The organism is Fulverythrobacter fulvus (assembly GCF_037154085.1).
Classification (GTDB): domain Bacteria; phylum Pseudomonadota; class Alphaproteobacteria; order Sphingomonadales; family Sphingomonadaceae; genus Andeanibacterium; species Andeanibacterium fulvum.
This window is the reverse complement of record NZ_JBANRM010000002.1, coordinates 421656-435408: the sequence shown is the minus strand read 5'-3', so window position 1 is coordinate 435408 and position 13753 is coordinate 421656. Positions and strand designations below refer to the sequence as shown.

At 64.3% G+C, this 13753-nt stretch carries 17 protein-coding genes; 8 read left to right on the top strand and 9 right to left on the bottom strand.

The annotated features are described in order from the left end of the window. The 5 genes from WFP36_RS07930 to WFP36_RS07910 all read right to left on the bottom strand — a co-directional run bounded on the left by WFP36_RS07930 (nt 1) and on the right by WFP36_RS07910 (nt 3611). Nucleotides 1–1140: a GNAT family N-acetyltransferase gene (locus tag WFP36_RS07930; protein WP_336979459.1), complete on the bottom strand. Its 1140-nt coding sequence runs from the start codon at nt 1138–1140 to the stop codon at nt 1–3. A 314-nt stretch (nt 1141–1454) separates the two neighbouring features. After that, nucleotides 1455–2228 carry a glycerophosphodiester phosphodiesterase family protein gene (locus tag WFP36_RS07925; RefSeq protein ID WP_336979456.1) on the bottom strand — a complete coding sequence of 258 codons (774 nt, stop codon included), beginning with the start codon at nt 2226–2228 and terminating at the stop codon, nt 1455–1457. Beyond that, the gene (locus tag WFP36_RS07920; protein WP_336979454.1) at nt 2225–2683 is read right to left on the bottom strand and encodes a RidA family protein; all 459 of its coding nucleotides are present in this window, start codon (nt 2681–2683) and stop codon (nt 2225–2227) included. The genes WFP36_RS07925 and WFP36_RS07920 overlap by 4 nt, the downstream gene beginning before the upstream one ends. Nucleotides 2684–2700: 17 nt before the next feature. Beyond that, nucleotides 2701–3327: an HAD family hydrolase gene (locus WFP36_RS07915; RefSeq protein ID WP_336979452.1), complete on the bottom strand. Its 627-nt coding sequence runs from the start codon at nt 3325–3327 to the stop codon at nt 2701–2703. Further along, the gene (locus WFP36_RS07910) at nt 3324–3611 is read right to left on the bottom strand and encodes a DUF3572 family protein (protein WP_336979450.1); all 288 of its coding nucleotides are present in this window, start codon (nt 3609–3611) and stop codon (nt 3324–3326) included. Before WFP36_RS07910 ends, WFP36_RS07915 begins: the two co-directional genes overlap by 4 nt. Nucleotides 3612–3668: 57 nt before the next feature. On the opposite strand from WFP36_RS07910, the gene WFP36_RS07905 reads away from it, so the two are divergent. The 4 genes from WFP36_RS07905 (at nt 3669) to WFP36_RS07890 (ending at nt 7225) form a co-directional block, all read left to right on the top strand. After that, nucleotides 3669–4031, top strand: a complete 363-nt coding sequence (locus WFP36_RS07905) for a response regulator (protein ID WP_336979448.1) — start codon at nt 3669–3671, stop codon at nt 4029–4031. 197 nt (nt 4032–4228) lie between these two features. Next, the gene (locus WFP36_RS07900; RefSeq protein WP_054531192.1) at nt 4229–4471 is read left to right on the top strand and encodes an acyl carrier protein; all 243 of its coding nucleotides are present in this window, start codon (nt 4229–4231) and stop codon (nt 4469–4471) included. Between the two features lie 23 nt (nt 4472–4494). Then, nucleotides 4495–5697 carry a serine palmitoyltransferase gene (gene spt, locus WFP36_RS07895; protein ID WP_336979446.1) on the top strand — a complete coding sequence of 401 codons (1203 nt, stop codon included), beginning with the start codon at nt 4495–4497 and terminating at the stop codon, nt 5695–5697. A 64-nt stretch (nt 5698–5761) separates the two neighbouring features. Continuing rightward, on the top strand, nt 5762–7225 hold the full coding sequence (locus WFP36_RS07890; protein ID WP_336979444.1) for an ATP-binding protein: 1464 nt from the start codon (nt 5762–5764) through the stop codon (nt 7223–7225). Nucleotides 7226–7440: 215 nt separating this feature from the next. Here the strand turns inward: WFP36_RS07890 and WFP36_RS07885 are convergent, their stop codons facing one another. Further along, nucleotides 7441–8343: a LysR family transcriptional regulator gene (locus tag WFP36_RS07885; RefSeq protein ID WP_336979442.1), complete on the bottom strand. Its 903-nt coding sequence runs from the start codon at nt 8341–8343 to the stop codon at nt 7441–7443. Between the two features lie 107 nt (nt 8344–8450). Here WFP36_RS07885 and WFP36_RS07880 point away from each other — a divergent pair, with 107 nt between their 5' ends. After that, entirely contained in the window at nt 8451–8906 is a 456-nt protein-coding gene (locus tag WFP36_RS07880; RefSeq protein WP_336979440.1) for a cupin domain-containing protein, read from the top strand. A 195-nt stretch (nt 8907–9101) separates the two neighbouring features. Here WFP36_RS07880 and WFP36_RS07875 read toward each other — a convergent pair whose 3' ends face one another. Continuing rightward, nucleotides 9102–9650 (bottom strand): NADPH-dependent FMN reductase, encoded by a 549-nt coding sequence (locus WFP36_RS07875; protein ID WP_336979438.1) that lies wholly within the window; start codon nt 9648–9650, stop codon nt 9102–9104. A gap of 75 nt (nt 9651–9725) precedes the next feature. Next, nucleotides 9726–10361 (bottom strand): YqaA family protein, encoded by a 636-nt coding sequence (locus WFP36_RS07870; RefSeq protein ID WP_336979436.1) that lies wholly within the window; start codon nt 10359–10361, stop codon nt 9726–9728. A gap of 290 nt (nt 10362–10651) precedes the next feature. Here WFP36_RS07870 and WFP36_RS07865 point away from each other — a divergent pair, with 290 nt between their 5' ends. Together WFP36_RS07865 and WFP36_RS07860 are read left to right on the top strand one after the other, a co-directional pair. Next, a complete protein-coding gene (locus WFP36_RS07865) occupies nt 10652–11224 on the top strand; it encodes a hypothetical protein (RefSeq protein WP_336979434.1) in 573 nt (190 codons plus the stop codon). Next, on the top strand, nt 11214–12584 hold the full coding sequence (locus WFP36_RS07860) for a DNA-packaging protein (protein ID WP_336979432.1): 1371 nt from the start codon (nt 11214–11216) through the stop codon (nt 12582–12584). The genes WFP36_RS07865 and WFP36_RS07860 overlap by 11 nt, the downstream gene beginning before the upstream one ends. Before the next feature lie 36 nt (nt 12585–12620). Here the strand turns inward: WFP36_RS07860 and WFP36_RS07855 are convergent, their stop codons facing one another. Next, a complete protein-coding gene (locus tag WFP36_RS07855; protein ID WP_336979430.1) occupies nt 12621–13160 on the bottom strand; it encodes a hypothetical protein in 540 nt (179 codons plus the stop codon). A 187-nt stretch (nt 13161–13347) separates the two neighbouring features. Here WFP36_RS07855 and WFP36_RS07850 point away from each other — a divergent pair, with 187 nt between their 5' ends. After that, entirely contained in the window at nt 13348–13749 is a 402-nt protein-coding gene (locus WFP36_RS07850; protein WP_336979428.1) for a hypothetical protein, read from the top strand. Nucleotides 13750–13753 lie beyond the last annotated feature (4 nt).

The following is a 13753-nucleotide window of genomic DNA, read 5'->3' as shown; positions in this document are numbered from 1 at the left end:
TCAACCCTTCCTGAAGGGCGTCCTCGCGCCCAGCACGAACTGGTCTGCCGCCACGCCCGCATCCTCGCGGGCAAGGAAATCGGCCACTGCATCGCGGAAACCGGGATCGGCGATCCAATGCGCCGACCATGTCCGCACCGGCTCATAGCCTCGGGCAAGCTTGTGCCCGCCCTGCGCGCCCGCCTCCACTCGCGAAAGCCCGCGCGCGATCGCATGGTCGATCGCCTGATAGTAACACAGCTCGAAATGGAGGAAGGGCTTGTCCAGCAGGCAGCCCCAATAGCGGCCGTAAAGCGCCGATCCACCGATGAAATTGAGCGCTCCGGCAATCGGCATATCGTCCATATAGGCCAGGATCAGCAGCACCTTTTCGCCCATGCGCTTGCCGAACAGGTCGAAGGCCTCGCGAGTCAGATAGGGCGTGCCCCATTTGCGCGCGCCGGTATCCTGATAGAAGTCCCAGAAGGCATCCCAATGGGCCGGTTTCAGTTCCGCCCCGGAAAAGGCGCGAATCTCCACTCCCTCCTGCGCGGCGGCACGTTCCTTGCGAACCGCCTTGCGCTTGCGCGAGGACAGGGCGCCGAGGAAATCCTCGAAGCTGGCATAACCGCGATTTTCCCAGTGGAACTGGATATCGCTGCGTTTCAGCCAGCCGGCTTCCTCGAACAGGGGCAATTGGGCAGGCTCGATGAAAGTGGCGTGGACGGATGACAGTTCCTCGCGCCGGCAGAGCGTTTCGGCCGCGCGCAGCAGGGGCACGCCCAAGGCCTCGTCCGCCAGCAGCAGGCGCGGACCCGTGGCAGGCGTGAAGGGCACGGAAATCTGCAGCTTGGGGTAATAGCTGCCCCCCGCCCGCTCCCACGCATCGGCCCAGCCATGGTCGAACACATATTCGCCCTGGCTGTGGGACTTGAGATAGGCCGGAAGCGCGGCGGCGAGCCGCCCCGCCTCGTCCTCGATCACGATCGGCACGGGGCTCCACCCGGTGCCGGGGCCGACACTGCCCGAATCCTCCAGCGCGGAAAGGAAGGCATGGCTGACGAACGGATTGTCGTCGCCCGCCAGCAAGTCCCACTCCCCCGCCGGAAGCGCGCCCACGGACGGGGCGATCCGGGCAGTGAGAGTCGGCTCTTCGCTCATGGGCGGCACCCTAGCCAAAGGTGATCCCGGCTGTCGATTGCCCTTGGGGCGGATTGAACAGTGGTCGGCCCGGCGAAAGGTGGGGGCGGTGGGGGCGGTGGGGGCTGGGCAGCGCGGGAATGGGGGAAGCGGACGAAACTCCTCTCCCGCAATCATCCACATCCGCTCATCCTGAGCTTGTCGAAGGACACGGGAAACCGGCAGCCCCATGTCTCTTTGTTGGGCGAGCGCTGGCGCGTGTCCTTCGACAGGCTCAGGACGAGCGGGGGTTGGGGGTGTCCACCAGCGATCCCGACCTTCGCCGGAATGACGGATCAGCCGCCCTGAACCCCATCCCCCTCCGCAATCGGGGCATCGGCGTGCAGCGCAGCCCGGTCCCGCAATTCCGGCGAGCGCACGGTCCAGCTCGTCACCGGCAACCCGCGCCTGCGCTGGGCGGCAGCGAAGCGGCTGGGCAGGTCGCGTATGTCATAGGCGAGGAAATCGGGCTTCGCGATCCACAGCCACAGATGCCGCCGCGCCCAGCCGGCGATCCCGCGATCGCCTTCCTCGGTCATCACCAGACCGCGCAGGGTGCGAGGGCTGTTGGCGGCGAACCAGCAGCTGACACGCGGGTCGAAGCTCATCACCGCATGGGGCGCCTGATAGCCTTCCAGCACGCGGCGCACGGCAAGGCAGCTTGCAGCCACGTTATAGCCGCGCTTCGATTTTATCTCGATCAGGATCGGCGCACGCCCGCGCACCATGCCCAGCATCTCGCGCAGGGTGGGGATGCGGTCCCCGTTCCCGCCGCTGAGCATGATCTGGCCAAGCGCGGCGGCACTGCGATCCGCCACCGGCCCGCTCTCGCCGGTCAGCCGGGCAAGGTCCCAATCGTGGAACACCATCGCCTGCCCGTCGCCGCTGCGCTGGATATCGCATTCGATCCCCATGCCGCGCGCGATGGCCCCGGCAAAGGCGGAGAGCGAGTTTTCGGGCACGCCCGGCCCGTGCAGCCCGCGATGGGCATATTCGTGCTGCGCCAGCCACGCCACCCGCGCCGCATCGGGCGCGGGGGCAAGCAGCCGGTCGAGCAGCGCGGCGATCATCCCTTGACGGCGAAGATCGCGTCCACTTCCACCGCGGCGCCCAGCGGCAGGACGGGCACGCCCACGGCGCTGCGGGCATGGCGGCCGGCATCGCCGAATACTTCCACCATCAGTTCCGAGGCGCCATTGGCGACCTTGGGCTGATCGGTGAAGCTGCCCGCGGAATTGACGAAGGCGCCCAGCTTCACCACGCGCTCCACCTTGTCGAGCGAGCCGAGCGCGGCCTTGACCTGAGCCAGCAGCATCAGCGCGCAGGCGCGGGCGGCGGCAGTGCCGTCCTCAAGGCTGACATCCTCGCCCAGCCGACCGGTGACGAGCTTGCCATCCACGAAGGGCAGCTGGCCCGAGACATGGGCCAGGCCGCCAGCCACCACCACGGGAACATAGGCCGCGACCGGGGCGGCGGGTTCGGGCAGAGTGATGCCGAGTTCGGCGAGTTTGGCTTCGATGCTCATGATCCTGTTTCCGGTCCTCACTTGTCTTCCAGCCGGGCCAGCAGCCACGGCAGGGCTTCGTCCCATGTGTCGATCCGGGCATGGGCCTGCCCGGCGGTAAAGGCGCAGGGCACATAGGGTGCCATCAGCGGCTCGCCCACGAAATGCAGGCGCGTGACATGCCCGGCCTCTTCCGCGACCGAGCCGTGGTGATGGGCGATATCGTCGATGAAGAAGGCGCGTTCCGCCCCAAGCTCGCCCAGGATCGCCTTCAGCGCCGGGCCCTTCGGCCCCTGATTGGTATAGACGCGCGCATTGATGCCATGCCCGGCAAGCTGCGCCGCACGGGTCTGTGCCCGGTGGTCCTTGAGATTGGTCAGCACCACCACATCGGCCTGCTCGGCCAGTGTGTTGATCGCTTCCACGGCCCCGGCGATGGGGTTCTGGCGGTGCATCTCGGTATCGAAGAACAGGTTCAGCAGAACCCACATCTCTTCTTCGCTCAGCACTTCGCCGGTTTCGCGGCGGCGCATGGAATTGAGGAAGCTGTTGCCATCCAGCGCGAACTCCACGCCATGCTGCTCATCCACGAAATCGCGGAAATGGGCGGCCATGTGCAGCAGCACCTCGTCGCAATCGGTGACGATCAGGGGGCGGCGGCTCATCGGGTCAGGCTCCTTGCGGCATCGGCCAGCTTTTGCGGTTCGGTCCCCAGCGCATCTGCGGCGGCGACCAGATCGGGTTCATGCCCGGCGAGGAATTCCAGCACCGCGGCCAGCACGGCGCGGTCACCCAGCCCGGCCCGCAATATGTCGGGTGTCAGGCCGGTCAGCGCAAGCAGCCGGTCCGCCCGGCTTTCATCCGACAATAGCCAGACGAGCGCATTCAGCGCCAGCGATTCGGCACTTTCCGCCTGTGCGGGGGATTCGCTGGAACCGGGAATTGTCACCACCTTGCCGGGGTCCTAGAAACAAGCGACGGGGAATGTCCCCAGGGGAAACGGGCAGTGGCAAAGAGAATCCTCGTTGTCGAGGACAACGATCTCAACCGGAAGCTGTTTTGCGACGTCCTGCGCGCCAATGGCTTCGCGGTGGAGCCAGTGGCAGACGGGCTGGAAGCGATCGGCAAGGCCCGCGATTTCGTGCCCAATCTGGTGATCATGGATATCCAGCTGCCCAATGTCTCGGGCCTGGACCTGATCGCGGGGATGAAGACGGACGCATCCTTGCGCACTATCCCGGTACTGGCCGTCACTGCCTATGCCGGCAAGGGCGACGAGGAACGCATTCGCGATGCCGGGGCGGAAGGCTATCTGGCCAAGCCGGTGTCCATCGGCCCCTTCATGCAGGCCGTGAAGGCGCTGCTGTGAATCATGCGGACTGTCACCCCGGACCCGTTTCGGGGCACGGCTCCCTTGCGGGTCCCGACGTCCGGAGCGCACTATTCGCCAATTCGGGCTGGACCCCGGAACAAGTCCGGGGTGACAATCGGGGGATCACGCCAGCTTCGCTTGACAACCATCCCCCGCGCCGCTTTTGCGCCGCAATCGAGCCCTAGGAGCCCCAAATGGACCGCGCAGACGTCGACACCCGTATCCGTTCGCTGATCGCCCCCTTCAACAAGAAGGGCGCCGATATCGCCGACGCCACCACCTTTGCTGGGGACCTCGAGTTCGACAGCCTGACCGTGATGGATTTCGTCGCCGCGATCGAGGACGAATTCGACATCATCATCAGCATGAACCAGCAGGCGGAAATCGAGAATTTCGGCCAGTTGGTGGATGCCGTCTGCAAGCTCAGCGGCAATTGACGGGCGATAGGGAGAAGCCCGACATGACCGGCGACCTGTTCAGCAAGTTCGACGATATCATCGCCCTGCGCCAGAGCCTGCTGGCCGGCGGGGGCGAAGACCCTTTCAGCCTGGTGATGGAGAAAGTGCTCTCCCCCACCCGCGCGATCTGCAACGGGCGGGACACGATCCTGCTGGGCACCTACAATTACATGGGCATGACCTTCGACCCGGACGTGATCCAGGCCGGCAAGGATGCGCTGGACAATTACGGCGCGGGCACCACGGGCAGCCGCGTTCTGAACGGCACCTATCAGGGCCACAAGGAATGCGAGGAAGCGCTGAAAGAGTTCTATGGCATGGAGCATGCCATGGTGTTCTCCACCGGCTATCAGGCCAATCTGGGGATCATCTCCACCGTGGCGGGCAAGGGCGATTACATCGTCCTCGATATCGACAGCCACGCCTCCATCTGGGACGGCTGCGCGCTCGGCAATGCCGAGGTGGTGCCGTTCAAGCACAATGACATCGAAGCGCTGGAAAAGCGGCTGAAGCGCATTCCCGAAAGCGCGGGCAAGCTGGTGGTGCTGGAAGGCGTCTATTCCATGCTGGGCGACATCGCCCCGCTGAAGGAAATGATCGCCGTCTCCAAGGCCAATGGCGCCATGGTGCTGGTGGACGAGGCCCATTCCATGGGCTTCATCGGCCCCAATGGCCGCGGCGTGGCCGAGGAACAGGGCGTGCTGGAGGATGTCGATTTCGTGATCGGCACTTTTTCCAAGAGCGTGGGCACGGTGGGCGGCTTCTGCGTGTCCAACCATCCCAAGTTCGAAGTGCTGCGCCTGGTCTGCCGCCCCTATGTCTTCACTGCCAGCTTGCCGCCCAGCGTGGTGGCGACGGCGGCGACCAGCATTCGCAAGCTGATGAATGCCGGGGAAAAGCGCACCCATCTGTGGGAGAATTCGCGCACGCTTCACGGCGGGCTCAAGCAGCTCGGCTTCCAGCTCGGCACCGATGCCCCGCAGAGCGCGATCATCGCGGTGATCATGCCCGACCTGCAGAAGGGCGCGGCCATGTGGGAGGCGCTGCTGCACGAAGGCCTCTACGTCAATCTCGCCCGCCCGCCGGCAACGCCTGCGAACATGACCCTGCTGCGCTGCTCGCTCTGCGCCGAACATTCGGCCGAGCAGGTGCAGACCATCCTCGGCATGTTCGAACGCGCCGGGAAGGCCGTGGGGATTATCTGAGGTTGTACCGGCATGTGAATGCCGCGATTGTCTGCCTATCAACTTGCCAAAAAGGTGATGGCGAATGACCGACGAGCAACCGGGTTTTCGTGAACGTCTCGTCTACGAATTGACGCGATTGCCATCGGAAACCGGTTGGGTCGAGTTCAAGCACAACAATGCCGATCCCGATATGATCGGCAAGACCATCTCTGCTCTGTCCAATTCCGCCGTGCTGGAGGATCAGGAGAAAGCCTATCTTGTTTGGGGCGTAGACGATGGCACTCACGCCATTCTCGGAACGACATTCAATCCTGCAATCGCCAAGAAGGGCAACGAGAATCTTGAGGCGTGGCTTGTACGGTGTCTGGAACCACGGCTGGACATCAGGTTCCACTCGCTGACGGTCAATGAAAGGGCCGTTGTGGTTCTCGAAATCCCGGCTGCTAGGCTTCAACCAACGCGCTTCTCGGGCCGTGAATGGATTCGTGTTGGCTCTGTTATCCAGCCGCTTGGCAACCATGGCTCAAAGGAAGCCGAATTATGGCGGCAGTTCGACCGGAGTCCTTTTGAGGCCCTCGTCGCACTTGGCGATTGCAGCGGTGAACGAGTAATATCCTTGCTGGATTATCCCGCTTATTTCGAAAGTCTGGGCCTTCCCTTTCCAAGCAACCACACCGGTATTCTTGAGAAACTTGAGGAAGATCGCCTGATCACACGGAACGAGGCGGGGCATTTTAATATCACAAATCTCGGCGCAATTCTCTTTGCACGCCGTTTGCAGGACTTTCCTGCGCTCGGCCGCAAGGCAGTGCGTGTTATTGTCTATCAAGGTCGTAGCAGGGTCCATACTGAGCGTGAACAAGAAGGCACGCGCGGCTATGCTGCTGGTTTCGCGGGATTGATGGAATGGATCGACGGTCAATTGCCACGCAATGAGGTGATCGGCCAAGCTCTGAGAACAGTGGTACCTCTCTTTCCCGAACTCGCTGTGCGCGAGCTTGTGGCGAACGCCTTAATCCATCAGGATTTCACGATTGAAGGCACTGGCCCCATGGTCGAGATTTTCGATGGGCGGATCGAAATCACCAACCCGGGCTCACCATTGATAGACGTAGAGCGATTGCTGGATCATGCTCCCCGCTCACGCAACGAAGCTCTCGCTCGCTTCATGCGGCGTCTTGGAATCTGCGAAGAACGGGGCAGCGGTGTAGACAAGGTCGTCTTCGAGACTGAGTTTCATCAATTGCCCCCTCCAATCTGGGAGCGACAGGACGGTGCTTTTCGAGTCACACTCTTTGCACCTAAGCCGCTTCGCGAAATGGATCGACAAGAGAAGGTCCATGCCTGCTACCTGCATGCCTGCCTTCGCTATGTGAATCGCGAGCCGGTAACCAACACTTCCCTCAGAGAACGCTTTGGCGTGGAAGCCGGAAACGCTGCAATCGTCTCTCGGATTATCCGTGACGCACTCGAAGCTGGGGTTATCAAGCCCTTTGAGGAAGGGCAGGCCAAAAAGGCCGCTCGTTACCTGCCTTGGTGGGCCTGATTTTCTTTGATGGGTATTTGATCGCAAGGCCTTACGGCCTCTCTCTTGGGTCAATTTTCCACGGAAATCCTTGGTTTATCGCCCCTCTGTTTGTTTGATCACGATTTGCGTGAGATCGGCTTTTCCCGTGTTGGATTGCATTGTCTCCCTCAAAGGAGACCAAATCAGCTTCGCCACAAGGTGTTAGAATAGCAAAACTCAAGGGCTGAATCCCCTCACTTTGCCCCGGTGATATAGGCGGGCAGATGCGGGATGATGTGTTCGACGAACAGCTTCACCTTGGGCGTCATCAGGCGGTTTGAGGGATAGACGGCATAGAGCCCGCTTTCGGCCATCGGATAATCGGGCATCAAATGCACCAGCCGCCCGTCGGCAATGGCATCGGCCACGGTCCATTCGGGCAGAGCAGTGACGCCCACTCCGGCCAGCGCCATGGAGCGCAGGCTCTCGCCGCTGTGAGTCAGCACGCGCGGCTGGACCGGCACGCTCATCGGGCGGCCCTCCACTGTCATGCGCCATTCGCGGTCGTAATGAAGCGGGGCGAAGGCCATCAGCCGGTGCTGCGCGAGCTGCGAGGGATGAGTGAGTGGCCCGAAGCGGTCGAGATAGGCAGTCGCGGCCACCGGGAACACGCGCGAGCGGCCGAGCTGGCGCACGATCAGGCCCGGTTCGGGCTGGGGTGAGACGCGGATCGCCAGATCCATCCCGCCCGCCACCAGATCGACCGTGGAGATGCCTTCCACGAACTCAATCTGGAGCGAGGGATTGGCATCGAGGAAACTGCCCAACCCTTCGGACAGCCCGATGCGGTGATAGCTTTCGAACACCGCCACCCGCAGGCGGCCCACCGGTTCGGCCTGGAAACGCTGCGCTTCCTGCACCGCGCTTTCCGCCTCGGTCGCGGCGCGCACGGCGCGGCCGTAATAGGCCTCCCCCGCTTCGGTCAGGCGCAGGCTGCGCGTGGTGCGATCGAGCAGGCGCACGCCGAGGCGTGCCTCCAGTGCCTTCACCTTCTCGCTAACGAAGCTCTTGGACAGGCCCAGCCGCCGGGCCGCGCCGGTGACGCTGCCTTCCTCCACCACGGCGATGAAATGTTCGAGCCCGGAAAATAGCGACATGGCGCACCTTTGTTCGGCAATAGCGAACAAGTTATCCGGATTTACCTCGCTAGTCAGGCCCGAAACATCGCAATATCTGGATGCCCCACAGGAATGTGGAGGAAACCATGTCTGATACTGCGAACAAAGTGACCATCACCCGCCCCGGCGAAGGGCGCTGCTACAACGTGCTGGGCGCGCCGATCACCGTGATGTCATCCGGCGACAAGCGCGAGCTGTTCTTCGCCCATCACCCCGTGCCTGCCGGCTTCGGCGTGCCGATGCACCTGCACCATGACGAGGACGAAATGGCCTATGTGGTGGAAGGCGAGATCACCTTCGAAACCGCCGAGGGCGAGACTCTGGCCGGGCCCGGCACTTTCGTCCACCTGCCGCGCGGCGTCGCCCATGGCTTTTCCAACCGCAGCGGCAAGGACGCGCTGATGGTAGCCGTGGCCAGCGCGGGCGGCGCGCTGGAAGGCGTGTTCCGCGAGTTGGACAAGGAAGCCCGCAAGGCCCCGCTCGACGGCCCGACCATCGGCGGCGTGCTGGCGCGCAACCGGCTGGAATTGCTGGCGGGGTGACGGGGCCGGGGTGGTTGGGGTTGCCCGGAAGGCAGGCCAGCCCCCACCACCGTACCCGTTCGTCGTGAGCCTGTCGAAGGACACGCGAGGCGTTAGCCCCAAGGGAATCTGACCCAGGCCAAAGGGCAGCGCGTGTCCTTCGACAGGCTCAGGATGGGCGGAGGCTGGAGTAGTCCGAGGCGAGCAGTCTCGCCCCTACCCCGAATGCTTCTCCACATGCTGGAGGAAGCGCACCATCCAGCGGTCGAGGAAGGCGTGGCTGCGCTCGCCCACCTCGCCATCGGCGGTCAGCAGGTCGTCGCTCCATTTGAGGAAGATCTCGGGCAGCGCCATGGTCAGCACGTCGAGCGCGGCGAGCACATTGCGCAGGTGCTGCTGCGCCATGGCCGTGCCGGTGGCGCCGGGCGAGACGCCCACGATGCCGGCGGGCTTGCCGGTCCACCCGCTCTCCCCATAGGGGCGCGAGCAATGGTCGATGGCGTTCTTGAGCACGCCGGGGATCGAGCGGTTATATTCCGGCGTCACGAACAGCAGGCCGTCCGCCGCGAGGATCGCCTGCTTGAACTGCCTGGCCGCTTCCGGCGGGTCCTTGTCCGTATCCTGATTGTAGAGCGGCAGGGCGCCGATTTCGGCGAAGCTGAAGTGGTGGCCCTGCGCGGCGGGCAGGCGGATCAGGGCATCTGCCAGCCGGCGATTGTAGGATTCCTTGCGCAGGCTGCCGACGATGATGGCGATACGGCTCATGCTGGTTCCTTTCCCGAAAGACCAATGAGCAACGCGCCCGGCGAGTTCCGCGCACCGCCGCTCCTGAGGAACCGCTCAGACGATAGTCGCGGTCGCCTCGCACTTTTCCTTCACTGCGCCCGACCCGTCGCCTTCCAGCAGGGTGATGGCGAGGAAGCCTGCCACGACCAGCACCGCAAATCCAGCCGTGGCGAGGCCGAGATATTTGTCGATGAAGGCCTTGATCGGCCGGCCGAACAGCCGGAACAGCACGCCCACGATCATGAAGCTGATCGAGCGGGAGACAATGCTGGCCAGCACGAAGGTCAGCAAGTTCATGTGAATGAACCCGGCCGTGATCGTCAGCAGCTTGAACGGGATGGGCGTGGCGCCCTTGATCATGATGATCTCTGCCCCGTATTCGCGCAGATAGCAGGCGGCCACGGGGAAGCTGGCGGTCATGCCCAGCAGGTCGAGCAATTGCTTGCCTACCGTATCGTAGAGCCCCCAGCCGATCGCATAGCCCAGCACGCCGCCCGCGACGGAGGAAAGCGTGGCGATAGTGGCGAAGCGCACGGCCTTTTTCGGCTCGGCCAGGCACATCAGCCCCAGCACCGGATGCGGCGGAATGGGGAAGAAGCTGGCTTCCACGAAGGCAAACAGGGCCAGCCACCATTCGGCATGGGGATGGCTCGCCTTGGCCATGGTCCATTCGTAAAGGCGGCGCAGCATGGGGAAACCTCGGGCTCTGGAACCTTGATCGTCATTGCGAGGGGCATGGCCCCGAAGCAATCCAGCACCCGGCGCCGGGCCCCTGGATTGCTTCGCTTCGCTCGCAATGACGAGCCGAAAGCCCCGCCCGTCTACGCGAGGGCGTGAACCACGACAAGCCCAAGCAAATAACCTATATGGCACTTTTCTATTGACATCGTCACGCTGTTTGGTTAGACAAGGCCAACATCGCGATAGTGCGACTCGGGGCCGCAACGCCCTTCGATCCTCTCTCAACACGGAACCTTGCCATGACCGAGCCGACCTCCCGGCCCGGCGCCTCTGCGCGCCCGGCTGCCATTACCCGCGCCAAGCCTGCCCACCCCGCCACTTCCCGCACCGCCCCCGCCACCGGCTGGCGCCGCGCCTTCCTGGCCGCGCTGGCCGAAACCTCCAACGTCGCCCGTGCCGCGCGGATCGCGGGCGTCGCCGTCTCCACTGTCTATGAAACCCGCCGCCGCAACCGAGATTTCGCTGCCCAGTGGCGCGATGCATTGTGCGAGGGATACGACAATCTCGAAATGGAACTGCTCGGCCGGCTGCGCGAGGGCGAGATCAAGCGCGCCGCCGGGGCGAAGGTGGGCGTGCGCGGCTTCGACAATGCCACCGCCTTCCGCCTGCTGATGGTCCACCGCGAAAGCGCGGCAAAGGCCCGCGCCCAGCGCGCCCATCTTTCCGCCGCCGATGTGCGCGCCTCTCTGGAACGCAAGATCGCCGCGATGCGCACGCAGGTCCTCGCCCGCGTGGAGGCCGAAAAGGCGCTCCCCGCCCCTGCCGGGGCCACTGCCGGGGCCAATTCCGGGGAGACCGGCGATGGCGAATGAGGATGAAGCGGAGGACGAGGATGCCCTCCACCCGCAGGCCTGGCTGAAACGGGCGAAGTCTCACGAAAAGGCGAAGCTCAGTCGAGGCCTGACCCCGGCCGAGCGGGCCGAACTGCCCTATGCCTTCGCCGCGTTTCAGGCCCATGCCGGGCAAATTCCCCCGCCGGGCGACTGGCGCGTCTGGCTGGTGATGGCGGGGCGCGGCTTCGGCAAGACGCGGGCCGGGGCCGAATGGGTGCGATCCGTGGCGGAGGGCGATCCCGATGCGCGGATCGCGCTGGTCGCCACCTCGCTCGCCGAAGCGCGCATGGTGATGGTGGAGGGCGAAAGCGGGCTGCTGGCCTGCTGCCCGCCCGATCTGCGCCCCACCTACGAACCCAGCCTGCGCCGCGTCACCTTCCCCAATGGCGCGCAGGCCATGCTCTATTCGGCGGGCGAGCCGGAAAGCCTGCGCGGCCCCCAGCATAGCCATGCCTGGTGTGACGAGATCGCCAAATGGACCAATGCCCATGGCCGCGCCGGACAGGCGTGGGACAATCTGCAGCTCGGCCTGCGGCTGGGGCCGGACCAGCGCGCGATGGCCACCACCACCCCGCGCGCCGTGCCGCTGCTGCGCCGGTTGCTTTCGGGCGAGGAAGCCGAAGACGTGGCCGTGACGCGCGGATCGACCTTCGACAATGGCCATCTGCCGCGCAGCTTCACTCGCCGGATGCGCCGCGAATATGGAAGCTCGCTGCTCGGCAGGCAGGAACTGGACGGAGAGTTGCTGGACGAGATCGAGGGCGCCCTGTGGACCCGCGCGCTGCTGGAGGAATGTCGCGAGGCGGAAGCCTCTGCTGCGGCACCCCCCACTTTCCGGCGCATCGTGATCGGCGTCGATCCCCCGGCCTCCGCGCATGGGGATGCCTGCGGGATCGTGGTCTGCGCGCTGGGGGAAGACGGCGTGGCCCGCCTGCTGGCGGACCGCTCCATCGCCCGCCCCAGCCCGGAACGCTGGGCCCGCCGCGTGGCCGAAGTGGCGCGCGATTACGGCGCGGACCGGGTGGTGGCCGAAGCCAATCAGGGCGGCGCCATGGTCCGCTCCGTCCTCAAGGCCGCCGACATCGCCCTGCCGGTGAAACTGGTCCACGCCAGCCGGGGCAAAAGCGCCCGCGCCGAACCCGTCGCCGCGCTCTACGAAGCAGGCAGAGTGCGCCACGCAGGCCAGTTCCCCCAGCTGGAAGACGAGCTGTGCGGCATGCTGGCGGCAGGCGGCTATGAAGGGCCGGGAAGGTCGCCGGACAGGGCCGATGCGCTGGTCTGGGCACTGAGCGAGCTGATGCTGGGGGTGAGGCGGGTGCCGCGAGTGCTAAGGTTCTGATGTGTCGTCACCCCGGACCTGTTCCGGGGTCCAGCTTCAGGAAGCGGGCCGCTCCTGCGGTACGGCCTGCACTTCCTGCTCAAGGAACTCGAGCATCCGCTCAAGATCGGCTTCCGCGCCTCTGGTCAGAATGAAATGCATGATCAGCGGCGAGACATAGAATGCCAACATCACGAGCAGGAAATATGGCAACGCTTCACGATCCAGCCTCGGGTCACCGTGAATGGCCGGGAACGCGACAATCACTGTCACGAACGTCAGCAGAAGATAGAAAAAGGCGAAAACAACGAACACCCATACCGGCGTGCCGAAGCGAACATTCAGTTCCGTCCCGCCCAGCGAGTTGCACAAGCGCCCGCTCAGCCGGGGCTTGGCGTTGTAGTCGAAAATCGAACTGCGATAGCCAAGGCTAAGCCAATTGAGGACAACCCCGCCGGTCACTCCGGACGCAAAGACGGTCAGCATTGAAATACTGCCACGATTGATACGCTGAGCCACTTCGCTCACCGGCAATGGCGAGCGCAAAGTGAACCTCTGCCCGAAGAAAAAGCCCCTCAACCCCATGGCCTGCATCATGGGCGGATCGGGGGCTTGGGGCAAGGTTTGCGGGGTCTCACGGAGTAGCGAAGCCCTGCACCAAAGCTGGACCCCGGAACAGGTCCGGGGTGACACATCTCGTCCAGCCTCACCGCCGTGGAAGGCACCGGAAGCCTACGGATTGGCCCGCATGGATGGGCGAACACCGACAGCATAGGATAGGCAGATGGCCACCCGACACAGACTGTTCGCGCTCTTCGCCGCATGTGCCCCAATGGCCTTCGGCGCGGCCCCTGCGCAGGCCTGTCGAGGCTATAACTTGGAAGTTCCGTTTCTTCATCGGACTTTACCTGAAAAAGCGGAGGGCAACTTTGCCGCCGAAGTGGAGATTCTGACCAGCGAACACGGCCCGGATGGCTACAGCTTCACTGCCCGTATCATCCGGCTCCTGCGGGGGGAGCAAACCCCCGCCACGGTGGTGCGAGTGGAAGCCACGGTGTTCACAAGCTGCACGCACTATCCCTCGGTCGGAGAGAAGGGGATTCTGATCGGCATGATCGCGGCGGCGGGGCCGGATGAAATCCTGCTTTATCCGATCCCGGCTCCCAGAGGGTCCCACACAGAATAAGGCA

Excerpts from the sequence above, each read along its gene's own strand:
- WFP36_RS07930 (WP_336979459.1), bottom strand. The coding sequence starts at position 1,140 with ATGAGCGAAGAGCCGACTCTCACTGCCCGGATCGCCCCGTCCGTGGGC.
- WFP36_RS07925 (WP_336979456.1), bottom strand. The coding sequence starts at position 2,228 with ATGATCGCCGCGCTGCTCGACCGGCTGCTTGCCCCCGCGCCCGATGCG.
- WFP36_RS07920 (WP_336979454.1), bottom strand. The coding sequence starts at position 2,683 with ATGAGCATCGAAGCCAAACTCGCCGAACTCGGCATCACTCTGCCCGAA.
- WFP36_RS07915 (WP_336979452.1), bottom strand. The coding sequence starts at position 3,327 with ATGAGCCGCCGCCCCCTGATCGTCACCGATTGCGACGAGGTGCTGCTG.
- WFP36_RS07900 (WP_054531192.1), top strand. The coding sequence starts at position 4,229 with ATGGACCGCGCAGACGTCGACACCCGTATCCGTTCGCTGATCGCCCCC.
- spt (WP_336979446.1), top strand. The coding sequence starts at position 4,495 with ATGACCGGCGACCTGTTCAGCAAGTTCGACGATATCATCGCCCTGCGC.
- WFP36_RS07890 (WP_336979444.1), top strand. The coding sequence starts at position 5,762 with ATGACCGACGAGCAACCGGGTTTTCGTGAACGTCTCGTCTACGAATTG.
- WFP36_RS07885 (WP_336979442.1), bottom strand. The coding sequence starts at position 8,343 with ATGTCGCTATTTTCCGGGCTCGAACATTTCATCGCCGTGGTGGAGGAA.
- WFP36_RS07880 (WP_336979440.1), top strand. The coding sequence starts at position 8,451 with ATGTCTGATACTGCGAACAAAGTGACCATCACCCGCCCCGGCGAAGGG.
- WFP36_RS07875 (WP_336979438.1), bottom strand. The coding sequence starts at position 9,650 with ATGAGCCGTATCGCCATCATCGTCGGCAGCCTGCGCAAGGAATCCTAC.
- WFP36_RS07870 (WP_336979436.1), bottom strand. The coding sequence starts at position 10,361 with ATGCTGCGCCGCCTTTACGAATGGACCATGGCCAAGGCGAGCCATCCC.
- WFP36_RS07865 (WP_336979434.1), top strand. The coding sequence starts at position 10,652 with ATGACCGAGCCGACCTCCCGGCCCGGCGCCTCTGCGCGCCCGGCTGCC.
- WFP36_RS07860 (WP_336979432.1), top strand. The coding sequence starts at position 11,214 with ATGGCGAATGAGGATGAAGCGGAGGACGAGGATGCCCTCCACCCGCAG.
- WFP36_RS07855 (WP_336979430.1), bottom strand. The coding sequence starts at position 13,160 with ATGATGCAGGCCATGGGGTTGAGGGGCTTTTTCTTCGGGCAGAGGTTC.
- WFP36_RS07850 (WP_336979428.1), top strand. The coding sequence starts at position 13,348 with ATGGCCACCCGACACAGACTGTTCGCGCTCTTCGCCGCATGTGCCCCA.